The 25241-nt window shown below is 71.9% G+C and carries 21 protein-coding genes; 16 read left to right on the top strand and 5 right to left on the bottom strand.

Going from position 1 to position 25241, the window contains the following annotated elements:
- Nucleotides 1-622: 622 nt before the first annotated feature.
- The 5 genes from BLR04_RS29685 (at nt 623) to mctP (ending at nt 9033) form a co-directional block, all read left to right on the top strand.
- Nucleotides 623-4126, top strand: a complete 3504-nt coding sequence (locus tag BLR04_RS29685; protein ID WP_090771460.1) for a S8 family serine peptidase — start codon at nt 623-625, stop codon at nt 4124-4126.
- Between the two features lie 279 nt (nt 4127-4405).
- The gene (locus tag BLR04_RS29680; protein ID WP_218129227.1) at nt 4406-5998 is read left to right on the top strand and encodes a CocE/NonD family hydrolase; all 1593 of its coding nucleotides are present in this window, start codon (nt 4406-4408) and stop codon (nt 5996-5998) included.
- Nucleotides 5980-6927: a helix-turn-helix transcriptional regulator gene (locus BLR04_RS29675; protein ID WP_090771458.1), complete on the top strand. Its 948-nt coding sequence runs from the start codon at nt 5980-5982 to the stop codon at nt 6925-6927. The genes BLR04_RS29680 and BLR04_RS29675 overlap by 19 nt, the downstream gene beginning before the upstream one ends.
- A 292-nt stretch (nt 6928-7219) precedes the next feature.
- Nucleotides 7220-7429, top strand: a complete 210-nt coding sequence (locus BLR04_RS29670; RefSeq protein WP_090771456.1) for a DUF3311 domain-containing protein — start codon at nt 7220-7222, stop codon at nt 7427-7429.
- A complete protein-coding gene (mctP, locus tag BLR04_RS29665) occupies nt 7426-9033 on the top strand; it encodes a monocarboxylate uptake permease MctP (RefSeq protein WP_281191754.1) in 1608 nt (535 codons plus the stop codon). Before BLR04_RS29670 ends, mctP begins: the two co-directional genes overlap by 4 nt.
- A gap of 50 nt (nt 9034-9083) precedes the next feature.
- On the opposite strand, the gene BLR04_RS29660 is transcribed toward mctP, so the two are convergent.
- Entirely contained in the window at nt 9084-9434 is a 351-nt protein-coding gene (locus tag BLR04_RS29660; RefSeq protein WP_090771454.1) for a DUF6285 domain-containing protein, read from the bottom strand.
- A 153-nt stretch (nt 9435-9587) separates the two neighbouring features.
- Here BLR04_RS29660 and BLR04_RS29655 point away from each other — a divergent pair, with 153 nt between their 5' ends.
- The 3 genes from BLR04_RS29655 to BLR04_RS29645 are packed head-to-tail and all read left to right on the top strand — an operon-like array spanning nt 9588 to nt 12605.
- Nucleotides 9588-10370, top strand: a complete 783-nt coding sequence (locus BLR04_RS29655; RefSeq protein WP_090771452.1) for a CPBP family intramembrane glutamic endopeptidase — start codon at nt 9588-9590, stop codon at nt 10368-10370.
- Between the two features lie 55 nt (nt 10371-10425).
- The gene (locus BLR04_RS29650) at nt 10426-11616 is read left to right on the top strand and encodes an acyl-CoA dehydrogenase family protein (RefSeq protein ID WP_090771607.1); all 1191 of its coding nucleotides are present in this window, start codon (nt 10426-10428) and stop codon (nt 11614-11616) included.
- On the top strand, nt 11613-12605 hold the full coding sequence (locus tag BLR04_RS29645; protein ID WP_090771450.1) for a phosphotransferase family protein: 993 nt from the start codon (nt 11613-11615) through the stop codon (nt 12603-12605). Before BLR04_RS29650 ends, BLR04_RS29645 begins: the two co-directional genes overlap by 4 nt.
- Nucleotides 12606-12674: 69 nt before the next feature.
- Here the strand turns inward: BLR04_RS29645 and BLR04_RS29640 are convergent, their stop codons facing one another.
- Nucleotides 12675-13205, bottom strand: a complete 531-nt coding sequence (locus BLR04_RS29640; protein WP_143022266.1) for a hypothetical protein — start codon at nt 13203-13205, stop codon at nt 12675-12677.
- Nucleotides 13206-13485: 280 nt separating this feature from the next.
- Between BLR04_RS29640 and BLR04_RS40965 the strand changes: the two genes are divergently transcribed.
- A complete protein-coding gene (locus BLR04_RS40965; RefSeq protein ID WP_176903349.1) occupies nt 13486-13638 on the top strand; it encodes a hypothetical protein in 153 nt (50 codons plus the stop codon).
- A 215-nt stretch (nt 13639-13853) separates the two neighbouring features.
- Complete coding sequence (locus tag BLR04_RS29635) at nt 13854-15320, top strand: hypothetical protein (protein ID WP_090771445.1); 1467 nt, start codon at nt 13854-13856, stop codon at nt 15318-15320.
- Nucleotides 15321-15387: 67 nt separating this feature from the next.
- Here BLR04_RS29635 and BLR04_RS29630 read toward each other — a convergent pair whose 3' ends face one another.
- Nucleotides 15388-16029, bottom strand: coding sequence for a slipin family protein (locus tag BLR04_RS29630; protein WP_245740706.1), 642 nt, complete (start codon nt 16027-16029; stop codon nt 15388-15390).
- Between the two features lie 462 nt (nt 16030-16491).
- Here BLR04_RS29630 and BLR04_RS29625 point away from each other — a divergent pair, with 462 nt between their 5' ends.
- A complete protein-coding gene (locus BLR04_RS29625) occupies nt 16492-18540 on the top strand; it encodes a SpoIIE family protein phosphatase (protein ID WP_090771441.1) in 2049 nt (682 codons plus the stop codon).
- A 7-nt stretch (nt 18541-18547) separates the two neighbouring features.
- Here the strand turns inward: BLR04_RS29625 and BLR04_RS29620 are convergent, their stop codons facing one another.
- Nucleotides 18548-18862 carry a MarR family transcriptional regulator gene (locus tag BLR04_RS29620; RefSeq protein ID WP_245740683.1) on the bottom strand — a complete coding sequence of 105 codons (315 nt, stop codon included), beginning with the start codon at nt 18860-18862 and terminating at the stop codon, nt 18548-18550.
- 175 nt (nt 18863-19037) lie between these two features.
- Nucleotides 19038-19310 carry a hypothetical protein gene (locus BLR04_RS29615; protein ID WP_090771437.1) on the bottom strand — a complete coding sequence of 91 codons (273 nt, stop codon included), beginning with the start codon at nt 19308-19310 and terminating at the stop codon, nt 19038-19040.
- Between the two features lie 189 nt (nt 19311-19499).
- Here BLR04_RS29615 and BLR04_RS29610 point away from each other — a divergent pair, with 189 nt between their 5' ends.
- The 5 genes from BLR04_RS29610 to BLR04_RS29590 all read left to right on the top strand — a co-directional run bounded on the left by BLR04_RS29610 (nt 19500) and on the right by BLR04_RS29590 (nt 24913).
- A complete protein-coding gene (locus BLR04_RS29610) occupies nt 19500-20198 on the top strand; it encodes a class I SAM-dependent methyltransferase (protein WP_090771605.1) in 699 nt (232 codons plus the stop codon).
- Between the two features lie 61 nt (nt 20199-20259).
- Nucleotides 20260-21030, top strand: a complete 771-nt coding sequence (locus BLR04_RS29605; RefSeq protein ID WP_090771435.1) for a hypothetical protein — start codon at nt 20260-20262, stop codon at nt 21028-21030.
- Nucleotides 21027-22172, top strand: coding sequence for a hypothetical protein (locus tag BLR04_RS29600; RefSeq protein WP_090771433.1), 1146 nt, complete (start codon nt 21027-21029; stop codon nt 22170-22172). The genes BLR04_RS29605 and BLR04_RS29600 overlap by 4 nt, the downstream gene beginning before the upstream one ends.
- A gap of 39 nt (nt 22173-22211) precedes the next feature.
- Complete coding sequence (locus BLR04_RS29595; protein WP_090771431.1) at nt 22212-23639, top strand: hypothetical protein; 1428 nt, start codon at nt 22212-22214, stop codon at nt 23637-23639.
- Nucleotides 23636-24913 (top strand): AAA family ATPase, encoded by a 1278-nt coding sequence (locus BLR04_RS29590; protein WP_090771603.1) that lies wholly within the window; start codon nt 23636-23638, stop codon nt 24911-24913. Before BLR04_RS29595 ends, BLR04_RS29590 begins: the two co-directional genes overlap by 4 nt.
- Nucleotides 24914-25241 lie beyond the last annotated feature (328 nt).

Here is a 25241-nt window from a genome sequence, read left to right as displayed (position 1 = left end):
CGGACACGGGAAAGGCCGCCACGCGGGGCGGCCTCCGTCGAGAAGTGCGAATCACGCGCCGCCTAGAAGCGGCGCCACCACTGGGGCTGGGCGTGATTTCGCATGCGGTCCAGCCTAACCGTCCCCTGATGATCACGCAACGCGCCCCACACCCCACCCCTGGCCCGAAGCACCTCCGCCCCCGCACGGCCCACTCCGCCCCGGAGGGCTCCTCCATCCAGGCGGACGCCCGCGCGGTGCGAGCTCCCGCCGACCCGGCAAGTTCCTGCGGCGGGGCGGACGGCGGGCTTCTTCGGCCGGGGCCGCCGGCTTCCTTCCTTGGCGCCGGCGTGGACGCCGTGTCCGCAGCAGGTCGTCCGGCGATGTAGCGGATGTTACGGGCGTTACCAATAGGGGCGATTCTGGGCGTGGCAACCGGCGGTGAGCCTGGTTGTCAAGTGAGGGGGTTGCCGTTTGTGGCGGATATGACGGCATTAAAGATGACCGAATCTCTTTTCTCGCCGCAAAGGAAACTTTGACGCGATCTATTGATTTATCGACATGATCACTTCACTCTTCTCGACAGAGGCGTAAAGATCACGCCCGAAGTCCCGAGTACCCGCACAGCCGAGAAGGAGAGCACGTGCACCACACCCTCCGACGGCGGGCGATCCTGACCGGGATCGTCACGGCCGCCGCCCTCCTGTTACCCAGCGGGGTGGCACAAGCGGCGCCCGACCCGGTCAAGATCGACTCCGCCGTCCAGGCGCAGCTCGTACAGGACGACAAGGCCACCTTCTGGGTCCGGATGAAGGGGGACGCCGACCTGGGCGCCGCCCGCCGGGCCGTCACCAAGGACGCGAAGGCCGAGCTGGTCTTCGAGGCCAAGACCGAGCACGCGAAGAGCTCCCAGGCGAGCCTGCGCAAGCTGCTCGACTCGCAGAAGGCCGACTACACCCCGTTCTGGATCGTCAACGCGGTGCGGGTGACGGCCGACGAGAAGCTCGCCACCGAGATCGCCGGCCTGCCGGAGGTCTCGAGCATCGAGCCGGTGCGCACGCTGTCCGTGCCGAAGCCCGTCCCCGGCGCCGCCGAGCCCAGGACCGGCAACGGGGTGAACGCGGTGGAGTGGAACATCGACCGCGTCAACGCGCCGCGCGTCTGGGACGAGCTGGGCAACCGCGGTGAGGGCATCGTGGTCGCCAACATCGACACCGGCGTCCAGTTCGACCACCCCGACCTGGCGGCCTCGTACCGGGGAAGGAACCCGGACGGGTCGTACACGCACGACTACAACTGGTTCGACCCGGCGCGCGTCTGCCCGACGAGCGCGCCCTGCGACAACAACGGCCACGGCACCCACACCATGGGCACGATGACCGGCGCCAACGGCATCGGCGTGGCCCCTGGCGCCCAGTGGATCGCCGCCAAGGGCTGCGAGCTCAACACCTGCACGGACGCCTCGCTGCTGGCGGCCGGTCAGTGGGTGCTGGCGCCGACCGACCTCAACGGCCAGAACCCGCGCCCTGACCTCGCGCCGGACATCGTCAACAACTCCTGGGGCGGCGACGGGTACGACCCGTGGTACCGCCCGACCGTCGAGGCGTGGGTGGCCGCGGGCATCTTCCCGGCCTTCTCGAACGGCAACAGCGGCCCGAGCTGCGACACCAGCGGCTCGCCCGGCCAGTACGAGATCTCCTACAGCGCGGGCGGCTTCGACATCAACAACGCGCTGTACAACCGGTCCAGCAAGGGCGAGGGCGAGAACGGCGACATCAAGCCGAACATCGCCGCGCCGGGCGTCAACGTGCGCTCCTCGGTCCCCGGCAACAGCTACGCCAGCTACACCGGCACGTCGATGGCCTCGCCGCACGTGGCGGCCACGGTGGCGCTGATCTGGTCGGCCTCGCCGGGCCTGCAGGGCGACGTGGACGCCACGCGGCCGCTGCTCGACAGCACCGCGATCGACGTCGCCGACACGAGCTGCGGCGGCACCGACACCGACAACAACGTCTGGGGTGAGGGCCGGCTCGACGCGTTCGCCGCCGTCCAGATCGCTCCCGACGAGGGACTCGGGCAGCTGTCCGGCACGGCCACCGAGGGCGGCCGGCCCGTGTCCGGCGTGACGGTCGCGCTGGCGGGCCCGCTCACCCGGACCGTCGTGACGGGCGAGGACGGCACGTACGCCCTCCCCCGGCTGCTGCCGGGCGAGTACCAGCTGACCGCCGAGAAGTTCGGCTACCAGGCGGTCTCCACCGACGTCACGATCGTCGCCGACGAGGCGGCGACCGCGGACGTGCAGCTGACCGCGAACCCGTCGAGCACCGTGTCCGGCACGGTCGCCACGGCCGGCACGCCTGAGGCCGGCGCGACCGTCTCCGCCGTCGGCACGCCGGCGAGCGCGGTGACCGACGAGGCGGGCCGCTACAGCCTGCGGCTGCCGCAGGGCTCGTACGAGCTGCAGGTCACGCCTGTCTCGCGCTGCTCCAGCGGTGCGACGGAGGAGATCACGGTCGACGGCGACCTGGTGAAGGACATCGAGCTGCCGCTGCGCGGCGACAACTTCGGCTACACGTGCGCGAGCGGCCAGGAGACGTACGTCGAGGGCGGCGAGAAGCTGGCGCTGACCGGCGACGACGACGCCATGCAGGTCACGCTGCCCTTCCGGGTGCCGTTCTACGGCACCGGGTACAGCCAGGCGTGGATCGGCACGAACGGCTACATCACGTTCGCCGACCGGGCGACGACCGGCGCCAACACCCGGCTGCCTGCCACGGGCGTCCCGAACAACGCGGTGTACCCGTTCTGGGACGACATCGTGGTGGACGCGCAGGGCGGCATCTACACAACGGTGACGGGCACCGCGCCGAACCGCACGTACGTGGTGGAGTGGCGCAACGTCACCTTCTACGGCGACAGCAGCCAGCGACTGTCGTTCGAGGCGCTGCTCGGTGAGGACGGCTCGGTCGCCTTCCGCTACAAGGACATCGAGGGCGGGCGCGACCAGGGCACCAGCGCCACGATCGGCATCGAGAACGCGTCGGGTGACGACGCGATGGAGTACGTCTACGAGGAGGCGGCGCTGTCCACCGGGCAGAGCCTGACGTTCACCGCGGCCCGGCACGGCCTGGTCACCGGCAAGGTCACCGACGCCAACGACGGCGACGCCATCGCCGGGGCGACGGTGAAGATCGGCGACGTGGCCACGTTCACCACCGGTGAGGACGGCGCCTTCTACGGGCAGGTGCTCGCCGGCGACTACGAGGTCGTCGTCTCCAAGCAGCACTACGGCACCTTCACCCAGCCGGTCACCGTCGCCGCCACCTCGGTGACGCCCATCGACACGGCGCTGGTCACCGGCCGCGTGAGCGCCGGGGCCGCGGAGGTGTCGGCGATCATGCCGGCCGGGCAGAGCCGTACGCGGACGGTGAAGCTGACGAACCTGGGCGCGGCGACGCCGTACACGGTGACCGGCGGGTCGTGGTTCACGGTGACGCCGGCGAGCGGACGGCTCGACGCCGGGCAGTCGGTGACGCTGGAGATCGAGGTGTCCAGCGAGGGCGTCGCGGCGGGGACGTTCCGGCAGGGCACGCTGGTGGTCGAGTCGGACAGCGGACGACAGCCCGCCATCGAGATCGCCGTGACGGCCGTGGTGCCCAAGCACCAGGTCGCCATCGAGGTGGGCGCCAATAAGACGTTCGTGGACAGCGTCGGCGACTCCTGGTCGGCCGACCGCAAGTACACCGCGGGCGGCTACGGCTATGTCAGCAGCTCCAACAAGACGGTGAGCACGTCGAAGAGCATCTCCGGCACCTCCGACCAGGCCAAGTTCAAGACGGCCAGGGAGTCCATGCTGGAGTACCGGTTCGACGGCGTGCCCGACGGCACGTACACGGTGGAGCTGGACTTCGCGGAGATCAAGAACACCAAGATGGGCAAGCGGGTGTTCGACGTGCTGGTCGAGGGGGAGCTCGCGATCCCCGCACTCGACCTGGCCCTCGAGGCGGGCACGTACACCGCGGTGAGCAGGCAGTACACGGTACGGGTGAGCGACGGGCAGCTCAACGTGCGCTTCGCGACGAGGCAGGGTGCGACGCTGGTCAACGCCCTGCGCATCTCGGAACGCCCTGACCGTACGGCCCCGTGACCTGATCAGAGGGTTCACGCGGAAGAGAACCCGACGAGCCCGCCCCGCCTCGAACAGGCGGGGCGGGCTCCTCGCGTTCCCGGCAGCACCTCACGGACCCCGCCCGCAGAAAGACAGCACCCCGTACGACCCCAAGCCCCACCACAGGAAAGACCGACCCCGGGGGCCCCAGCTCGCCCACCTGCAGAAAGACCGCACCCCGCGGGGCCTCGGTGCCCCGCGCGGGGAAGGCGGGACCCGGGTGCCACCGGGGTCGAGGCATCTGTTACTGGTTGGTACATGAAACGCGTGCGGCTGGAGCGGGACCTGGCGGTCCCGATGCCCGACGGGGTGACGCTGCTCGCCGACCACTACGCCCCGCCAGGCGGCGGGCCGGCGCCGGTCGTCCTGATGCGGTCCCCGTACGGACGGCGCGGCCTGTTCGGCCTGTACTACGGCCGCGGCTTCGCCCGGCAGGGTTTCCACGTGGTGCTGCAGAGCTGCCGTGGCGGCTTCGGTTCCGGAGGCGTGCTCGACCCGCTCGGCGACGAGCACGACGACGGCCTGGCGACCGTCGCCTGGCTGCGCAAGCAGCCGTGGTACGGCGGGTCGTTCGCCATGTTCGGCCCCTCCTACCTGGGCTACGCCCAGTGGGCGATCGCGCCCTTCGACGTGCCCGACATGAAGGCCATGGCGGTGCAGGTCACCGCCTCGCAGTTCCGCGACGCCGCGTACGTCGGCGGCGCGTTCGCGCTGGAGTCGGTGCTGAGCTGGACCACGCTCACCGACGGCATGTCGCACAGGTTCGGCGGCACGGCGGCGCCACTGACCGCGCCGCGGCTGACCCGCAGGGCGGTCCTGTCGGGGCGGCCGCTCGTCGAGCTCGACCTGGCCTCGGCAGGACGGCCGCTGCGCTTCTACCGCGACCTGCTGACCCACCACGCCGACCCCCTCCCGTACTGGCAAAGGCGCGACTTCTCGGCGAAGGTGGGCGAGGTCGACGCGGCGGTCAACATGCTGGGCGGCTGGTACGACGTGTTCCTGCCGTGGCAGCTCAAGGACTACGCGGCGCTGCGGGCCGCGGGGCGGCGGCCGTACCTGACGATCGGGCCCTGGTACCACGTCGATCCGCGGCACGGCAGGGCGTCGCTGACCGAGGCGTCGGCCTGGTTCCGCGCGCACCTGCTCGGCGACCGCTCCTGGCTGCGGCCGGACCCGGTGCGGATCTACGTCACCGGGGCGGAGGAGTGGCGCGACCACTCCGACTGGCCGGTGTCCGGCATGCGGGAGCGGCGCTGGCACCTGCAGCACGGGTTCGGGCTCGGGCAGGAGGCTCCGCGGGCCGCGGAGCCCGACCGTTTCCGCTACCACCCGGCCCACCCGACGCCGGTGATCGGCGGCCCGGTGCTGCTGGGCGACTCCAGGCCGCGCGACCAGCGGCGTCTGGAGCAGCGGCGCGACGTGCTCGTCTACAGCTCGCCTGCGCTGGACGCCGACCTCGAGGCGATCGGCCCGGTCCGCGCGGAACTGTTCGTCCGTTCCAGCACGCCGTTCGTGGACGTCGTGGTACGGGTGTGCGATGTGCACCCGGACGGGCGGTCGATGAACGTGTGCGAGGGCGTGCACCGTCTCGGGCCCGCCGACGGCACCGGCGACGCGGACGGTGTCCGGCGGGTCACGGTCGATCTGTGGCCGATCGCGCACCGGTTCCGCCGCGACCACCGCGTCAGGGTGCACGTGGCGGCGGGGGCGTACCCGACGATCTCCCGCAACACCGGCACGGGTGACCCGCTGACGTCCGACGGCCGGATGATCCCCGCCGACGTCGAGGTGTTCCACTCCCCCGACCACCCGTCCGCGGTGGTGCTCCCGCTGTGCGCGCCTCGCGGCTGATCTCGCTGGTCCTGCTGCTGCAGGCCAGGGGCATGATGACGGCGGCCGAGCTGGCCGTGGAGCTGGAGGTCTCCGAGCGCACGGTGCACCGCGACGTCCTCGCGCTGTCGGCGGCGGGCGTGCCGGTCTACGCCGAACGCGGGCGGGGCGGCGGGTACCGCCTGCTGGACGGTTACCGGACCCGGCTGACCGGGCTGGACCGGGCCGAGGCGCAGGCGCTGTTCCTGTCGGGGGTGCCGGCCGCGCTGCGGGAGATGGGCCTTGAGGAGGTGGCGGCCACGGCCAGGCTGAAGGCCGCCGCCGCGCTCTCCCCCGGCCTCCGGGACGCCCCGGCGACCGCGGCCCAGCGTTTCCATCTGGACGCGCCCGGCTGGTTCGCCGGGGACTCGCCGCCGCCGTCCGCCCTGACGCCGCTGGCCAGGGCCGTCTGGGACGACCGGCGGGTCACTGCCGTCTACCGGGACGCCGAGCGGGTGCTGGAGCCGTACGGGCTGGTGCTCAAGGCGGGTGTCTGGTATCTCGCGGCGCGGCTGCGCGAGCGGTACCTGATCTTCCGCGTGCACCGGTTCGGCGACCTCACGGTGCTGGACGAGCGGTTCGAGCGGGACGCCGGGTTCGACCTGGCCGCCTTCTGGGCGGAGCGGTCGGCGGCGTTCGCCCGCTCGCTGCTGCGGGAGGTGGTCACGCTGCGCCTGAGCGAGCGCGGGGTGCGCATGCTGCGGCACGTCGCCGACCCGGCCGCGCTCGACGACGCCCTCGCCTCGCTGGAGCCCGACGGCACCGTACGGCTGGCGGTGGAGTCGCTGGAGGTGGCGTACGCGCAGGTGCTGCGGTTCGGGCCGGAGGCGGAGGTGCTCGGACCGCAGCGGTTACGAGCGATGGTCGCGGACGCCGCCGCCCGTACGGCCGCCCTCTACGACGAGCGATAGAGCCCGGATCGGTCGGTTTGTCACGGATGCCGCCGGGTGACCGTTCGGCGCTGGCTACCTACCACTCGCCGATCACGTGCTGCCTGACCCCAGATGGTGCTCGCTAAGGTGCAGGATGCGGATTTTTTGCGCCGCCGCATTTCGTCTCGTATTGCGAGACGAACTCGGCATTGCGGCCAAACTGTAATACACAAAATGTTGGGTCGAATAAGCCGGTGAAGCTAATCTCCCTCCATTCACTCCATGTCAGGTGGCGTTGACAAACGCTCCTGAACAACGTGTCGGAGGGTCGATGACTACCGGGGAACCCGGGCAGCAGCGGACCGACCGCAGCCCCTGGAACTGGCTGCTGGTCGTGCCGATCGCACTGCCGCTGCTGACGTTTCTCTACAACGGCGACGAGCCCCGCCTGTTCGGCTGGCCACTCTTCTACTGGCTCCAGGTCGCCTTCATCGTGGTCGGCGTCACCACCACGACGATCGTCTACAGGATGACCAAGTGAGCGCGCACACGACCGAACTGGTCGTCTTCATCCTCCTGTTCGCGATCGTCAGCGGCATGGGCTTCGTGGCCGCCCGCTGGCGCAGGCCGAACGACCTGGCCAGCCTCAACGAGTGGGGCCTCGGCGGGCGCAGCTTCGGATCCTGGATCACCTGGTTCCTCATCGGCGGCGACCTCTACACCGCCTACACCTTCGTCGCGGTGCCCGCCCTCGTCTTCAGCTCCGGCGCCCTCGGCTTCTACGCGCTGCCGTACACCGTCGTGGTGTACCCGCTGGTCTTCCTCGTGCTGGCCCGCATGTGGTCGGTGTCGCACGTCCATGGGTTCGTCACGCCGGCCGACTTCGTCCGGGCCCGCTTCGGCTCGCCGACGCTGGCCCTCGTCATCGCCATCACCGGGCTCGTCGCGACGATGCCGTACATCGCGCTGCAGCTCGTCGGCATCGAGGCCGTGCTCAAGGCGATGGGCATCACCGGGCACCTGCCGATCATCATCGCCTTCGCGATCCTGGCGGCGTACACGTACCAGTCGGGTCTGCGGGCGCCCGCGCTCATCGCGTTCGTCAAGGACTCGCTGATCTACATCGTGATCCTGGCGGCCGTCATCTACATCCCCGCCAAGCTCGGCGGCTGGTCGTCGATCTTCGACGCGGCGGCGGAGAAGTTCGCCGCCACGCCGAACCCCAACGACGGCATCCTGCTCACCGCCAACAACCAGCTCCAGTACGTGACCCTCGCCTTCGGCTCGGCGCTGGCGCTGTTCCTCTACCCGCACAGCCTCACCGGCGTGCTGGCCTCCAAGAACCGCAACGTCATCAAGCGCAACATGTCGGCGCTGCCCGCCTACAGCCTCGTGCTGGGCCTCATCGCCCTGCTCGGCTTCATGGCCATCGCCGCCGGCACCAAGCCGATCACCGCGGGCGGCAAGGCCGACTCGAACACGATCGTTCCGGTGCTGCTCGACCAGATGTTCCCCGACTGGTTCACGGGCGTCGCCTACGCGGCCATCGGCATCGGCGCGCTCGTCCCGGCCGCCATCATGTCGATCGCGGCGGCCAACCTGTTCACCCGCAACATCTACCGCGAGTACATCAACAAGAACGCCACCGACTCCCAGGAGGCGAGCGTCTCCAAGATCGTGTCGCTGGTCGTCAAGGTGGGCGCGGTGCTGTGCATCCTGCTGCTCGACCCGCAGTTCTCGATCGACCTGCAGCTCATCGGCGGCGTGATCATCCTCCAGACGCTGCCGTCGGTGGCGCTCGGCCTGTACACGCGCTGGTTCCACAAGGGCGGGCTCATCGCGGGCTGGGCGGCCGGTCTCGCGGCGGGCATGTGGATGCTGTACCTCATCCCCAACCCCGCCAACGGCAAGCAGCACTTCGGCGGCTCGGCGTTCGGGCTGCAGAACCTCGGCTTCGACACCACGATGACCATCTACGCCGGGTTCCTCGCGCTGATCGTCAACCTGGCGGTGGCGGCGGTCGGCACGCTGATCTTCCGGGCGGCCAAGGTGGCCGACGGCCAGGACGCGACCAAGCGCGGCGACTACTTCGCCGACGAGGGCGACCCCGACGTCAAGGACCTGGACCTGGCCGGCTCCCACTGATCCGCGCCCGATGCGGCCCGCTCCCGTTCGCGCGGGGGCGGGCCGCTTCGTCAGTCGTGGGCGAGGTAGCCCGGGTTGGCGACCTCCAGCTTGGCGCGCACGGCCTGCTCCAGCAGGTCGAGGAGCGGGCCGTCGTCGGGGACGCGGCCCGCGCGGATGGCGGCGGCCAGCTCCGCGTCGTCGGCCACCCCCAGCTCGGCCAGGCGGGCGGCGTGCTCCGCCGCCTGGGCGGGGCCCAGCTCCAGCTCCCGCTCCACCATGCCGAGGACGTTCACCGCCACCCGGGTGTGGAAGCGGACCCGGCCCTCGACGGCCGGCAGCACGTCGGTCTGCAGGAAGTCGCGTACGGCGGCCACGAGCTGCGCGGCGGTGGGTACGTCGTGCGGTTCGGTAGGTGTCACAAGACGTGCTTAACACGCCATCGCCCGCCGCGCCGGGCCGCACGGCTGCTCGGTCGGCGAGGCGGACCCCGGTAAGTGGGGTTCCCGCTGGGCTGACATGCTGGTATGTCGCCTTTTATCCGTATCCGATCATGTTAGGGCTAGCCTGCGGGCATGCACATCTCCTCCCCTCCCGCGCCCGCGCCGGTGCTCACCCCTCGGCTCATCCGCGCCGAGGTCGGCGCCGTGCTGTCGGTCTCGCTCGGCGCCAGCGCACTGGTGGCCGTCGTCCGGCTGATCGGGGCGCTGACCGCGCCGCGCGAGCTCCAGAACCAGCAGGCCGTGCTGGTCGGGTCGCTGGCTCCCGGCCGTCCCTGGCTGGACCTCTCGCTGCAGCTCGTCCAGATCGCGATCGCGGTGGCGCCGGTCGGGCTGGTGGCGTACCTGCTGGTGCGTTCGGGCGAGTCCATGCGCACGATCGGGGCCGACTTCCGCAGGCCCGGCTTCGACCTCGCGCGCGGCGCGGCGCTGGCGGCCGCCATCGGCGGCTCCGGGCTGGCCTTCTACCTCGCCGTCGTGGCGCTCGGGGTGAACCTGACCGTCGTGCCGGGCGCGCTGCCGCAGGTGTGGTGGCAGGTGCCCGTCCTGCTGCTCGCGGCGGCGCAGAACGGGGTGCTGGAAGAGGTGATCGTCGCCGGCTACCTGCTGCACCGGATGGACCAGGCCGGCTGGGGGCCGTGGAAGGCCGTGGCGGTCTCGTCGGTGCTGCGCGGGTCGTACCACCTCTACCAGGGGTTCGGCGGGTTCGTCGGCAACGTGGTGATGGGGCTGGTGTTCGGGTGGGCGTACCGGCGGTGGGGGCGCGCCATGCCGCTGATCGTGGCCCACACCCTCATCGACTCCGTCGCCTTCGTCGGGTACGCGTTCCTGCGCGGCCGGGTGAGCTGGCTGCCCTGACCTGTTGACCCCGGCCCTGTTGACCCCGGCGGTGTTCCGGGATGTGATCGAGCGCATGAGCTTCGCGGTGCCTGACAGCGTACGGCCGGTTCGCGACGCGGTGTACGCGTTCATGACCGAGCGGGTCGAGCCCGCGGAACCGGTGCTGGACGCGGGCGGCCCCGAGGCCGCGGCGCTGCTCGGCGAGCTGCGCGCGCAGGCGAAGAAGGAGGGCCTGTGGGCGCTCGGCCACCCGCGCGGGCTCGGCGGGGGCGGGCTGCCGTTCCTCGACTACGTCTACGTCAACGAGGTGCAGGGACGCAGCGAGTACGGGCAGCTGGCGCTCGGGACGTACACGCTGCAGGACTCGCTGATGCTGCACGAGCACGCCTCCCCCGAGCAGCGCGCCCGCTACCTGGAGCCGCTCGTGCGCGGCGACATCTCGCCGAGCTTCGCGATGACCGAGCCCGCGGTGTCCAGCAGCGACCCGACGCAGCTCACCACGTCTGCCGTGCTCGACGGCGACGAATGGGTGATCAACGGGCACAAGTGGTTCACGACCGGGGCGTCGCGGGCGGCGTACACGACGGTGATGTGCCGGACCGAGCCGGATGCGCCGGCGCACCTGGCGTTCTCCATGATCCTGGTGCCGACCGACACTCCTGGCTACACGATCGTGCGCGAGACCCCGGTGCTGGGTCTCGACGGCGCGCACTGCGAGGTGCGCTACGAGGACGTCAGGGTGCCCGCGTCGAACCTGCTGGGGCCGCGCGGCCAGGGGTTCGTCATCGCGCAGAGGCGGCTCGGCCCCGGGCGCATCTTCCACTGCATGCGCTGGCTGGGGCAGGCGCAGCGGGCCTTCGACCTGATGTGCCGCCGGTTGCACGAGCGGCGGGCCTTCGGCGAGCCGCTGGCGGCCAAGCAGCTCATGCGGCAGCACGTGTTCGACTCCTACACCGAGATCCAGTCCGCCCGGCTGCTGACGCTGCACGCCGCCGCGAACATCGACGCGGGCTCGCAGTCCCGGGTCGAGATCGGGGCGATCAAGGTGGTGGGCGCGCGCATGCTGCACAACGTGATCGACCGCGCCATCCAGGTGTACGGCGCCGCCGGGCTGACCCCTGACACGCCGCTCGACCGGATGTACCGGCACGCCAGGGCCGGACGGGTCTATGACGGGCCCGACGAGGTGCACGTCGACTCGGTCGGGCGGCGCATCCTGGGCACGTACGCGGCCGGCGGCAACTGGGAGTTCGGCCTGCGATGACCGACCCTGCCGCGACCGACCCTGCCACGACCGACCCTGAGACGGCCGACCCTGCCGCGATAGTGCGCGCGGCGCTCGGCGCCGAGGCGGTCGTCTCCGCCAGTGCCCGGCTGCCGGGCGGCGCGTCCCGTGAGACGTGGTCACTCGACGTCGTCATGCCCGAGGGCGGACGGCACGAGCTGATCCTGCGGCTCGACTCCCCCGGAGGCGTCGGCGGCGCGGCAGGGGCGGGGCTGGCGGCCGAGGCGCGGCTCATGCGGGCCGCGGCGACCGCCGGGGTGCCGGTGCCGCGGATCATCGCCTCCGCGGAGTCGTACATCCTCATGACGCGCGTGCCGGGCGAGACGATCCCGCGCAGGATCCTGCGCGACGACGCGTACGCGCCCGCCCGGCCGCGGCTGGCCCGGCAGTGCGGGCAGGCGCTCGCCGCGATCCACCGGATGCCGCTGTCGGCGGTGCCGGACGACGGCCAGGACGACCCGCTGGAGCGCTGGCGCGATCTGCTCGACCAGCTCGGCGAGCCGCATCCGGTGTTCGAGCTGGCGCTGCGCCGGCTGGGCGCGACCCGGCCGCGCCGAAGTCGCCGTACGGTCGTGCACGGCGACTTCCGCAACGGCAACCTGATCGTCGGGCCCGAGGGCGTCCGGGCGGTGCTCGACTGGGAGCTGGCCCACGCCGGCGACCCGCTGGAGGACCTCGGGTGGCTGTGCGTGAAGGCGTGGCGGTTCGGGTCGCCGCTGCCGGTGGGCGGGTTCGGCGGCTACGACGAGCTGGTCGAGGGCTACGAGGCGGCCGGTGGGCAGCCGGTCGACCTGGAGGCGCTGCGCTGGTGGGAGACGTTCGGCGTGCTGAAGTGGGGCGTCATCTGCGTCATGCAGGCGATGCGCCACCTGCGGGGCGGCGCGCGGTCGGTCGAGCTGGCCGCGATCGGGCGGCGGGTGTGCGAGACCGAGTGGGACCTGCTGCGGATGCTGCGTGAGCAGCCGTGACGCGCGAGGAGCCGGACGCCCGTGGTGAACAGGCGTCCGGCTCCTCGGAATCGGCTCGGGGGGCGCCGATCAGGGGAAGTCCTTCGGGTTCACGGCGCTGCTGCGGGCGTTGCCGCCCACGACGGGCTGGAGTGACAGGGTGTAGATCCGGTACGAGGTCGAGGTCGTGACGAACCTCAGCCGGTCGTCGAAGCGCTGGTAGGTGGCGCTTCTGGTGAACCGCTTCCTGGCGTTGTCGAAGCGGTAGCCGCTGGTGAAGTAGACGCGGTACGTGCCGTCCCTGACGTCCTTGATGCTCGCGGTGGAGCGGGCGCGGACATAGATGCTGATCGCCTTGGTCTTGCCCTTGACCAGGGTGATGACGCTGTCCCTCGAGGTGCCGTTCTTGATCGTCAGCCGTCCCCGGCCGCCGCTGTAGCGGTCGTACAGGATGCGGCCGTTGGACGGGCGGGCCGCAGCGCTGGTCTGGGCGGCCGCGGTGACCCCTTCCGTCGCGGCGGTGGCCGCGGTGGCGGGAGTGGCGGTCAGTAACCCGCCGGCGAGCACGACGGCCGCGACCAGACCGGTGCGACGGCGGTTTCCTTTCACAAGGCTCTGCACAGTGAACTTCTCCTTACGCATGGTCAGCGCCCCACCATAGAAGATCCACACCGCAATCACACCCGTTTTTCACCGCTTCCTTTGCCGATATTCGGTCATTTCATGACTTTTTCGGTCAAATAGCGTACGTCTGCCTCTCCCGACAAATCAGGAATCGTCCATCAATCCGGCACCGACGACCCCTTGAGCACGGACTCAGGCATCCCTCCACCCTGGCGGATAAATCCGTTTCATCACTTCATGTCGGGTATGAGTGCCTCGCCGAGGAGGGGAGAACGACATGTGCCTGAGCTGTGGCTGCGGAGAGCCGGACGAGGACCACGGCAACTCCGCCAACATCACCGCCCAGGACCTGCAGAGCGCGGCGCAGGCTGCCGACATCAGCCCGCAGGAGGTCGCCGAGAACATCCAGGCGGGCGTGGGCACCGGCTGACCCGTTCCGCGGGCGCGACGAGATCGGACGAACGTGAGGGCCGCCGGTCACCCGACAGGGAGACCGGCGGCCCTCACGTCGCAGGGAACGCGGAAGTGAACACAATCAACGAAACGTTCACCCGGCCGAAGATCGTTCCTACCATCGAACCCTCACACCCCTGAGAACTCCACGTCGACACGTCGAACGCGGAGTGACGAAGGAGGACCACTTCCATGGACATCAGCCCGGCCCACGGCCGCACCCCCCGTCCCCCGTTACGAGCCCGGCGCCGCACCGCGCCGGCCGCCGTGCTCACGGCGTCCGTGCTCCTGACCGCCCTGCTCGCGCCCACCTCCCCGGCGGCGGCGTCGGCGTCGCCGCGGCCCGAGCCGACGCCGTGCCCCGCCGAAGTCGCGCAGCTCGCCACCTGCTACGGCGGGCAGGACGCGAACGGCGCCTACTACGCCATCGCCGTCCCGCGCACCTGGAACGGCTCCCTGGTCGTGCACGCCCACGGCGGCCCCGACCTCACCGAGGCGTCCGACCCCGAACGCAGCCCCGAGGACCTCGCGCGCTGGTCGGTGATGGTCCGCGAGGGCTACGCCTGGGCCGGCTCCGCCTACCGGCGCGGCGGCTACGGCACGAGGATGGCCGCCGAGGACACCGAGAACCTGCGCCGCCTGTTCGTCGAGACCTTCGGCGAGCCGCAGCGGACGTACGTCCACGGGCAGTCGTGGGGCGGCGACGTCGCCGCGAAGGTCGCAGAGATCTACGGCCGCGGCAAGCACGCGCCGTACGACGGGGTGCTGCTCACCAACGGCGTGCTGGCGGGCGGCACGCGCGGCTACGACTACCGCGTCGACCTGCGGGTCGTCTACCAGTACTACTGCCGCAACCATCCCCGCCCTTCCGAACCGCAGTACCCGCTCTGGGAGGGCCTGCGCAAGGGCTCCACGATGACGACGACCGGCCTGCGGGCGCGCCTGCGCGAGTGCACCGGCTACGACCTGGCGCCCGCCGAGCGGACGGCCGAGCAGCAGCGCAACCTCGACGACATCCTGGCCGTGACGAAGGTCCCTGAGCGGACCCTCGAATCGCACCTCAGGTTCGCCACCTTCACCTTCCGCGACATCGTGCACAACCGGCTCGGCGGGCGGAACCCGTTCGACAACCGGCACGTCCGCTACACCGGCTCGCACGACGACAAGGCGCTGAACGCCGGCGTCGAGCGGTTCTCCGCCGACCCGTCGGCCGTGCGCGACCTGTCGTTCGACAGCGACATCACCGGAGCGGTGTCGATCCCGGTGCTGACGATGCACGCGATCGACGACCCCACGGCGTTCGTGGAGCACGAGTCGGCCTACCGGGCCAGCCTGAAGGGCGCCTCGGACCGGCTCGTGCAGACCTTCACCAGGGAGAACGAGCACAGCACCCTGAGCACCGCGGAGTACGCCACCGCGATGTCCGCGCTGTCGTCGTGGGTGCGGACCGGGGTCAGGCCCACGCCCGCGTCGATCGCGGCCTCCTGCCCGTCCTTCGACGCGACGTACGGCACGGGCTGCTTGTTCGACGCCGCGTTCCAGCCCGGCGACTACGCCTCACGGGTGCTGCCCCGTCCGGGCGGCCGCCACTGGCCGGCGCTGACCCCCGCCCAGGAGCGGCGGCTCGCCCGCCTCGGCGGCGTGGGCATCGCCTTCTGAGGCCCGCCCCCTGAGACCCCCGGCCCGGGTGCGCGCAGGCGCCCGGGCCGGGCCTGATCCGCCGCCGTCAGTCGGCGTGCGCGCGCGGGTCGAGGACGAGCGTCGTCTGCCGGTCGGCGGCGACCTGGAGCGTACGCAGCCGCAGCAGCGACGGGTGCTCCTCCAGCAGGCGCGCGGTGTTGGCGAGAGACCGCAGCGCCGCCGCCTCGGCCCGCGCCTCCTCCAGCGCGGCCCTGCCCCGCTCGCGCGCGACCACGACGTCCATGGCGGCGCGGCGCAGCTCGCCCGGGAGCATGAGGTCGCGCACGCGTACGTCGAAGACCTCGATCCCCAGCTCCCGCACCGCCGCCTGGACGGACTCGGTCAGCCCCTCCGACAGCAGCGACCGCTCGGCCAGCGCCGCCTCCAGCGGCAGGCCCGCCACGCGGTCGCGGACCGCCTCCTGCGCGGCCGCGTAGAGGAACTGGTCGGGAGCGGTGGCCGCGCCGGTGTAGGCGACGGGGTCGGCGACCTGCCACCGCGCCGTCACGGTGACCCGGACGCTCACGCCGTCGGTCGTGATGAGCTCCTGCCCTGGCACGTTGAGGAGCCGGGGCCGCAGGTCGACGGTGACCAGGGTCGTGCGCCGGGCGCGGTAGCGGTGCCGGCCCGGGTCGAGGACGCGGCGCAGTTGCCCGTCGACGTACATGAGGACGCGCTGCCACTCCATCACGGTCACGTGTGCCACCTGAGAACCTCCGTCGGAGCGGGATGGGAGAAAAGAGCGGCCCCCGGAGACCGCCGGCGGCGTGGCGGGGACGTCCCCGGCTGCCCAGGGGGCGGCCGGGAGTCCGCAGAGCCTCGCCGTCGTCACGCGGTCGTCCGGGGGACGCCCAGGAGGAGTCGAACCTCGGTCACAAGACCTACCGGGAGGAGAGGCCCCCGATGCGCGGAACGCGTTCCGGCGATGCCGGTGCGCCGCTGTTCCTGGTGCCTCGCGTTCACCGTAGCCCCGCCGGCCACGCCTGCTCCACCCGTTTTCCCCGCTTTCGCCCGCGATTCCCGGCGGCCCCGGCGCGACCTGCGGCGACGCTGCGTGCGAGACTCGTCACAGGGGGGTTTCGCCTCCGGTGCCGCAGGCCGGGCGGTCTGGCGCGCGGCCGACGAGAGGTGTTCATCGGGGGAAATCGCCATGGAGAATGTCCACGACCGGAGCGTCCACGGGCCCATGTTCGAGGTGTTCGACCCGGTTCCACTGGCCATCACGGTGACCAGGGGGCCCGAGCACCGGCTGGTGTACCACAACCCCAGGTACACCGAGCTGTTCGGCGACCGGCCCCTGGGCGTGCCGATCAGGAAGGCGTTCGCCGAGCTCGGCGACGAGGAGTGCTTCGGGCTGTTCGACGAGGTCTACCGGACGGGCGAACCGGTGGTGCGCGCCGATGTCCCCGGCTCCGAGTCGCTGGCCCACGTGGAGCCCTCCGAGCGGTACTTCACCTTCAGCCTCTCCCGGATCGTCTTCTCCGACGGCACGTACGGCGTGCTGGCCGTGCTCATGGAGGTGACCGAGCAGGTCACCGTGTCGCGGCAACTGCAGGAGGTCGCCGACGAGCGCCGCCGCATCCTGCACCGCTACCACTGCCTGATGCGGGTCAGCGCCGACATCTTCTGGGTGACCGACCCCAAGGGCAGGGTGATCGTGCCGAGTCCCGGGTGGGAGCGGGTGACCGGGCAGACCTGGGAGGAGTACCGCGGCGAGGGCTGGGTGGAGACCCTGCACCCGGACGACCGCACGGCCACCGTCGAGGCGTGGGGGCGCGCGCTCAACGAGCCGGTCCAGCCGTGGGAGCGCGTCTACCGCCTGCGTACGGAGCCGGGCGAGTACCGGCACTTCCTGGCCCGTGGCGTCCCGGTGCGGGAGCAGGGCCGCGTGGTGGAGTGGGTCGGCACGGCCACCGACATCGAGGACCACTGGCAGGCGCAGCGCCGCAGGCGGCTGCTCGACGCCGCGGCCGCGGCCACGGGCGACCTGACGAGCGTGGAGGAGATGCTGAACGCGCTCGCCAACGTCATCGTGCCCGAGCTCGCCGACGGGTGCGCGTTCCACTGGGTGATCGACCTGTCCGAGGACCTGTCGCGCGGCGGCGACTTCCTTCTGGAGCGCGTGGCCGTCGTCGTGCGTCCCGGGCTGCTGCAGCTGCCGCCGTTCAGCGAGGAGCGCCATCCACCGGACGGCAGGCTCGCCCGGTCGATCCGCCGCCGCAAGCCGTTCCTCAAGACCTTCCCCCCGGGCGAGCCTCCCCCCGACCTCGTGCCCAAGGGCACGCGGGCGTGGCTGGAGGAGACCCGGGGCCACTGCGTGGCGCTCGTCCCCATCGTCGTGGACGGGACCGTCGCCGCCGTGCTCAGCGCCAGCGTCTGCGGCGACCGGGCGCCGATCAGCCCGGGCGACCTGGCCCTGCTGCGCGAGCTGATCGACCAGATGCACGACCGCCTGAACAGCGCGATGCGCTTCCAGCGCACCCACCGCATCGCGCTCGCGCTGCAGCACAGCCTGCTGGCCGACCCCCCGAAGCTGCCCGGCCTGCAGATCACCGCCCGCTACCGGGCCAGCCCGACGGCCGCCGAGGTGGGCGGCGACTGGTACGACTCGTTCGTGCTGCCCGACGGCGCGACCGTGCTGGCCATCGGCGACGTTGCCGGTCACGACCTGCGGGCCACCGTCACGATGGGTCAGCTGCGCAACATGCTGCGGGGCCTGGTCGTCGACCGTCAGGAGCCGCCGGGTCACATCCTGGGCCGGCTGAACACCGCGATGAAGACGCTGTACGCCGAGGAGACGGCCACGTGCGTGCTGGCCAGGGTGGAACAGACCGGTGACGGCGGTCACGAGCTCTACTACGCGGTGGCCGGGCATCCGCCGCCGCTGCTCGTCACCCGCGACGGGGAGGCGCGTTTCCTGGAGGCGGCGCCCAACCCGCTGCTCGGGATCCCCTACGACGAGCCGTGCACGTCGGCGCGGGAACCGCTGCCGCCCGGCAGCACCCTGCTGCTCTACACCGACGGCCTGGTCGAACGGCCGACCGAGCACCTCGACAAGGGCTTCGAGCGGCTGCGCGCCCGCGCGGCCGCGCTGCACCGGGCGCCGCTCGACAGGTTCTGCGACGACCTGCTGAGCTACCTGCCCCGCAAGACCGACGACGACGTCGCCATGATCGCCCTGCGCCTGCCCGCCGGGTGAGCGCGCGTCACTCGGCGCCGGGCCCGCTCATGTCGTGCCGGGAGAAGATGTCGATCAGCACCTTGACGGGCACCCCGGCCTCGGTCGGGTAACGGAAGGCCTGGTCGAGGTTGAGGCTGTAGCGGTTGCGCCGGCCGATCTTGTCGCGGTGCAGGTAGCCGGCCTCGTACAGGTCGCGGACGATGCCCTGCACCGCGCGCTCGGTGATCCCGATGGCCGCCGCGATGTCGCGCAGCCTGATCTCCGGGTTGCGCGCGATCTCCACCAGCACCCGGGCATGGTGGGTGAGAAACGTCCACCGGGACGGACGGTCTTCCGACACACTCACGACCTTCGCCTCCACACCCCGGTCGCCGGCCCGGGACGTACGCATACATTCATCAACAGAAAATCCTATGACGAAACAGCCTTCCGGTGACCATGGATCGGGCCGATTCGCAGGTTTCTTTCCGGCGACGGAGTGTGGGGCGTCGCCGATCCCCGGGTGAGGCGGGGGGTCAGGCGGGGCGGCGGTGGACGGCGACGAGCCGGCCGTTGTGCCGGATCCGCGCCTCCTCGTAGGGGCACATCGGGCGCGTCACGTACGACTCGGCGAGGCTCTGCGCGTGGATGCGGTCGACGCCCCACCCGATGGTGTGCCAGCGCGCCCGCCCGTCCTCGGCGGTGGTGTCCAGGACGGCGATCTCGTACAGCTGGGAGGCGGCGGGCGGCGTGCACGGCACGCGAGCCGACGCCTGCCCGGCGGACGCACCGGCAACGCGTTCTTCCATGGGAGGTCTCCTTCCGATCACTCGATCCCGACCGCAGTTGCATGCCCCGTCGCCGCACCCGTCACTCCCGTCATGCGGTGACATCGGCGGTATTCGCCGATCATGACCCACTTCGACCGAACCTCCGGCCGCGGGCGGCTGTTCGACACGGCGGGTGTCGTGCGCGGTCGGCGGAGTTACGTTCTGAGCATGCGCGAACGTGGAACCGGCTCCGGCCCCATCACCCCCGACGGCTCGCCTGTCGACTTCTACAGCCTGCTGCGGGCGGGCGACGAGCCCGGCATCGTGGCACAGGTGACGCCGCCCGGCGGCTCGATCCTCGAACTGGGCGCGGGCGTCGGACGGGTCACCCACCCGCTGCTCGAACGCGGCTTCGACGTGGTCGCCGTCGACGAGTCCCCCGAGATGCTCGCCCGCGTGCGCGGCGCCCGCACGGTCCTGAGCCGCGTCGAGGACCTGCGGCTGGAGCGCCTCTTCGACACCGTCATGCTGGCCTCGCAGCTGGTCAACACCGTGCACGACCCGACGCGGCGGACGCTGCTCACGGCCTGCGCGCGCCACGTGAGGCCCGGCGGCCAGGTGCTGATCCAGTGGATGCCCGCCGACGCGCACGACCGGTGGCGGTCCGGCACGGGACGTGCGGACGGTCCCGTCTCGGTCACGATGGCGGCCGTGGAGCAGGTGTCGCCGGGGATCTTCGAGGCGACGATGCGCTACGCGTACCGCGAGGAGGGCGGCGAGGAGCGGGTCTGGACGCAGTCGTTCTCGTCGCGGAGGTTCACCGACGACGAGCTGGCCGCCGAGCTCGCGGCAGTCGGCCTGCGGCTGGGGCGCTTCCTCACCGAGGACCGCACGTGGGTCTCCGCCGAGCCCGCCTTTACAGCGTAGATCGCGCCCGATATCCCGGAAAATACTGGAAAATACTGGGACTGTTGGTACGCTCGCCGCCATGGGTGACCGGCTGGACGAGCTGGAGCGGCGGATCGACGAGTTACGGGCCGCCGTACGCAGGGCGATGCGCGCCCGCGACGGCGGCACCGCCCGCAGCCTGCGCGCCGACCTGCGCAGCGCCGAACGGGCCTGGGACGCGCTCGTCAGCGGCGAGCACCCGCAGGCCAAGCAGGAGCCGCCGCGCCTGGTGACGGTGCGCGAGCAGGTGCACCAGGGGCTGCGGCTGCTCGGCGCGACCGCCCAGCCGCGGCTGATCGTCGCGGTCAGCGACGCCTTCTTCGGCGGTACGCTGCGCAGCGACCGGCTCACCAGCCTGCGCCGGGACGAGGAGCGCTCGTTCCGGTCGTCGCCCTTCGGACGGCCGTACTACCTGTGCGCCGCCCTGACCGACCGGCTGTCGGCCGCCCGCGGGCTGCTCACGCTGAGCACCTGGCCGCTGGAACGCCGCGTCGTCGGCCCGCTCAGCCCCCGCGTCGACTTCCTCAACTGCGCCATCGCGGTGGCGAAACAGCGCAGCGACGACGAGCGGGCGGTCCGCCTGCTGGCCAGGATGGCCAGGAACATCCCCGGCGCCACCGACTCCGGCCTGGCCCCGCCCGACCCTGCGCGGGTCGTGGCCGCGGCCAGGGCCGAGCTCGCCGTGCACGTGGAACGCGACACGCGCGACCGCGCGGAGCTGGCGCGACGCGCCGCCGTCCAACTCGGTGACACGGCGCGCCTGTTCGGCGCCGCTACGCTGAGCACGATCACGAAGGAGAAGGCGAAGTGACCGGCTTGAAGCGCGAAGGCGACCCGGTGCGCCGGTTGGAGGCGCTGCGGGGCACGACGCCGCCGCGGCCGCACGACGCCCGCGCCATCGCGGCGCTGGCCGCCAACCCGGGCTGCGCCCGCCGGGCCCTCATGGACGGCGCCGGCATCGACAAGGACGCCGCCGCCCGCCACCTGGGCTTCCCCGCGCCGTTCGGCCAGTCGCCGTTCGCCATCACGCGCGGCAACATGTTCGAGGCGCTGGTCAAGGCCGACGGGTGCGCCGAACTGCTGCGCATGCTGCGCGAGCTGCTCGACCTGCCGGTCGAGGAGGTGGCCTACCACGACGTCGAGAACGTCGGCGCCCACCTGCGCCACACCCACACCCGCTCCCTCCTCGACCACGCCGCCCGCTCCACGACGGCGGCCGAGCCCGTCAGCGCGGCCACCTTCTACGATCACCCGCTGCTCAGCCTGAGCATCGCCGGGCACACCGCGTACCTGGAGCCCGACCTGGTGGCGTTCCAGCTCGGGGGCCGGTTCCACGTCGTGGAGGTCAAGTCGTTCTCGGTGATCGACGGGCAGGCCGATCCGGCGGCGGTGGCGGCGGCGGCCCGGCAGGCGGCGGTCTACGTGCTGGCGATGCGGACGACGCTCGAGGAGCTGGGGCACGACCCCGGGCTGGTCTCGCACGACGTGGTGCTCGTGTGCCCCGAGAACTTCGCCAACCGCCCGGTGGCCACGCTGGTCGACGTGCGCAAGCAGCTGGCGGTGCTGCGGCGCCAGCTCACCCGCATGACGACGCTCGACCGGCTGCTCGACGCGCTGCCCGACGACCTGACCTTCGACCTGCGGCCCGACGACGACGGCCGGCCCACCCGTCCGGTGGCCGAGCTGGCCGACGCGCTGAGCCGTACGACGGCGCGTTACGCGCCCGACTGCCTGTCCACCTGCGACATGTGCTTCTTCTGCCGCGACGAGGCCCGCCAGGAGGGCGCCTCCGACCTGCTCGGCCGCCAGGTGCGCGACGAGCTCGGCGGGGTCGCCTCGGTGGCCGAGGCGCTCGGCCTGGCCGACGGCACGCGCACTCCGGCCGAGGGCCAGGAGGAGATCGCCCGGTTGCTCCGCAACGCCGAACGCCTGCGCAGGGAGTGCCTGACATGAGCTCCGCCGTCCTGAGGCGGCTGTGGTGAGAGGACCGGCATGAGCCTGCTGACCTCGCTGGCCCGGCTGCGCGCCCTCGACGAGGGCATCGCGCAGCCCGTCGCGACCGTGCGGCACTGTCATCTGTCGCGGCGGCCGATGGTGTTCATCCCGCTCAAGCTGTCGGGTGAGGCAGCCGCGCCGCTGGCGGCGATGCTCGGCACCGACCGCGACGACCCGCGCCTGCTGGTGGTGGCCCAGCCGCGCAACCGCGACCTGCGCTTCGCGTGGGCGGCCGAGCTGGCCGGGGTGCTGCTGCCGTACGTCGAGGCATTGACCGTCGACACCGAGACGGTCGAGCGCAAGAACGCCGACCCGTACGAGCGGGCGGTCGACGCGCCGCAGCTCGTCGTGCCCAACCAGGGCGGGGTGGCGTTCACCGCGCTGCTCGGCCGCTCGACGCGGTTCCGCCGGGCCGACGGGCCGTATCCGGTGCCGGGGTCGGTGCCGCTGCTGGGGCGGTGGCTGACGTACTTCGCCGAGCGGGCGGCGTACCCGGGTTCTTCGATCATGCTGGCGGCGACCGAGGAACTGGGCCGGCACTGGGCCAGCGGGCAGAGCTCGCTGGAGGACGCCAACCTGGCGGCGCTCATGTCGTGGATCACCACAGGGCCGAGCGACGAGGCTGAGGACCCGCTCGTCTGGCCGCCGGCGGGTCCGGCGACCGACCCTGGTTTCGACGCCGAGGTGCTCGCGCCCGCGATCGAGAGCGGGTCCGCCGAGCGCGTCGCCGAGGCGCTGCGGACGCAGCTGGAGCCGACGTGGCGGCTGGTCTGGCAGGCGATCGACCTGCTGGCGGCGCTGCCGGAGGGCGCGAGCGTGGCGCAGCGCTGGGAGCAGGACCGCGGCTCGTTCAGCGGCATGGCGGCGCACGTCGCCGAGGGGGCGCCGCCGCAGGCCCGGCGCGACGGCGCGGTGGCCGCCGCCGCCCGGCTGGCCCGCATGGAACGGGCCCAGGCCGCCTACGACGTGCAGCGCGCCTACGACGACCCGATGGTGATGGCCGAGTACCGGCTGACCGGGGAGGCGTTCGCGGGCGAGGTCGTCGAGACGGACCCCGAGAACACCGAGGGCGAGGGCCGCTCCCGCAAGCTTCGCCCGCTCGTGGTGGTCAAGACCGACGATCCGGTACGCCTGCCGCAAGGCACCTCACTCGGCACCCCGCAGCGCCGCGGCCAGGGCGCCGTGCTGGTCGCGGCCGACGAGGGCCTGATCACCGTGAAGATCACCAAGGGCATGGGCAGGGGCAAGACGGCGGCTCCCGGCTCGGTTCCCGAGGTCGGCGAGCGGGTGTGCTACACGTCGCTGACCGACGACTTCCAGGGGTCGGCGACCCTGCCCGAGGCCGAGGCCACCCCGTGGACGCACGGCGGGCCGCCGCGGGGGTACACGCCCGACGACGAGGACGCCCAGGAGGAGTGGTCGTGACCGACAGCCCGGAGCAGGTCATCCAGAACGTCCTCGCCGACCTGCCCCGGCACCGGGGCGTGGTCGTCGACTCCCCGCCGGGCGCGGGCAAGTCCACTCTCGTCGTACGGGCCGCCGCCCACATCGCCGCCACCGGCGAGCCGCTGATGATCGTGGCCCAGACCAACGAGCAGGTCGACGACCTGGTCGTACGGATCAGCGACAAGCACCCCCACCTGAGGGTCGGGCGGCTGTCGGCGGGCGGGTACACGCCGCCGCCGCGCCTGCTGGAGCTGGCCGGCGTCCGGGTCGCCACCCGGGTCCAGGACCTGAACGACCCCGACATCGTCATCGCCACGGCCGACAAGTGGGCGTGGATCAGCGAGCGGGTGTGGCCCTGGGCGATCGTGGACGAGGCGTACCAGATGCGCTCGGACAAACTGCTGCGGATCGCCGGCCTGTTCGAGCGGGCGCTGTTCGTGGGCGACCCCGGGCAGCTCGACCCGTTCTCGATCGTGGACGGCGACCGCTGGTCGGGGCTGTCGTGGGACCCGCTGCAGAGCGCGGTCTCGGTGCTGCTGCGCCACAACCCCGACCTGCCGGTGCACCGGCTGCCCGTGTCGTGGCGGCTGCCCGCGTCGGCGGCGCCCGTGGTGTCGCAGGCGTTCTACCCGTTCACCGGGTTCCGGTCCGGCACCGGGCCGGGTGACCGGCGGCTTGAGCTGACGACCGGCGGCATGGGGACCGTCCACGACCGGGCGCTGGAGGAGGCTGCCCGCTCGGGCTGGGCACTGCTGGAGCTGCCGAACCGGCACACCGTGCGCACCGACGGCGAGGCCGTGCAGGCGGTGGCGATGCTGGCCGAGCGGCTGCTGCAGCGGGGCGCGGTGGCGAGTTCTGAGCAGGGCGAGCGGCCGGTCACGGCCGACCGCATCGCGGTCGGGGCGGCGCACCGCGACCAGGTGGCCGCGATCCGGGCGGCCGGGCTGCCGCCGGAGATCACCGTCGACACCGCGAACCGGCTGCAGGGCCGCGAGTACGACGTGACGATCGTGCTGCACCCCCTGTCGGGACGCCGTGACGCGACGGCGTTCCACCTGGAGTCGGGACGGCTGTGCGTGCTGGCCTCCCGGCACCGGCACGCGTGCGTGGTGGTGGCCAGGGCGGGCATCGCCGAACTGCTGGACGCCCATCCTTCGGCCGAGCCGGTGCAGCTCGGGGTGCCGGTCAAGTTCCCCGACGGGTGGGAGGCCAACCAGGCCGTGCTGGAGCACCTGGCGCGGCACCGCGTCTGACAGTGATGATGTAGATGAGCGTCTCCCGCCAGGGTCTGACCCAGCGACTGACTGACCTTGGGTCCTCAACGGGATCTGTCGGCCCTGGCCGGGAGGCGCTCATCTGCACTCACCGGACGTGGCGCCCGTGACTTCATAGGAGCCTGGCCAGAGGCCCCATCACTGTCTTGTCCGCGTTGCCCGGCTGGTGCGTGCCGCCCTGCCCCCGGTCAAGACGACAGGACGACGATGACTTCCATTACACCCGAAAACCCGCCGATGCCAGAAGTCGCCGGCGGCGTGGACACTCACCAGGACACCCACACCGCAGCGATGATCGACTCGGTCG

It is taken from the genome of Nonomuraea maritima, assembly GCF_900100395.1.
Taxonomy (GTDB): Bacteria; Actinomycetota; Actinomycetes; order Streptosporangiales; family Streptosporangiaceae; genus Nonomuraea; species Nonomuraea maritima.
The sequence above is the reverse complement of the archived record's forward strand: the minus strand, read 5'-3'. Positions and strand labels throughout refer to the sequence as shown.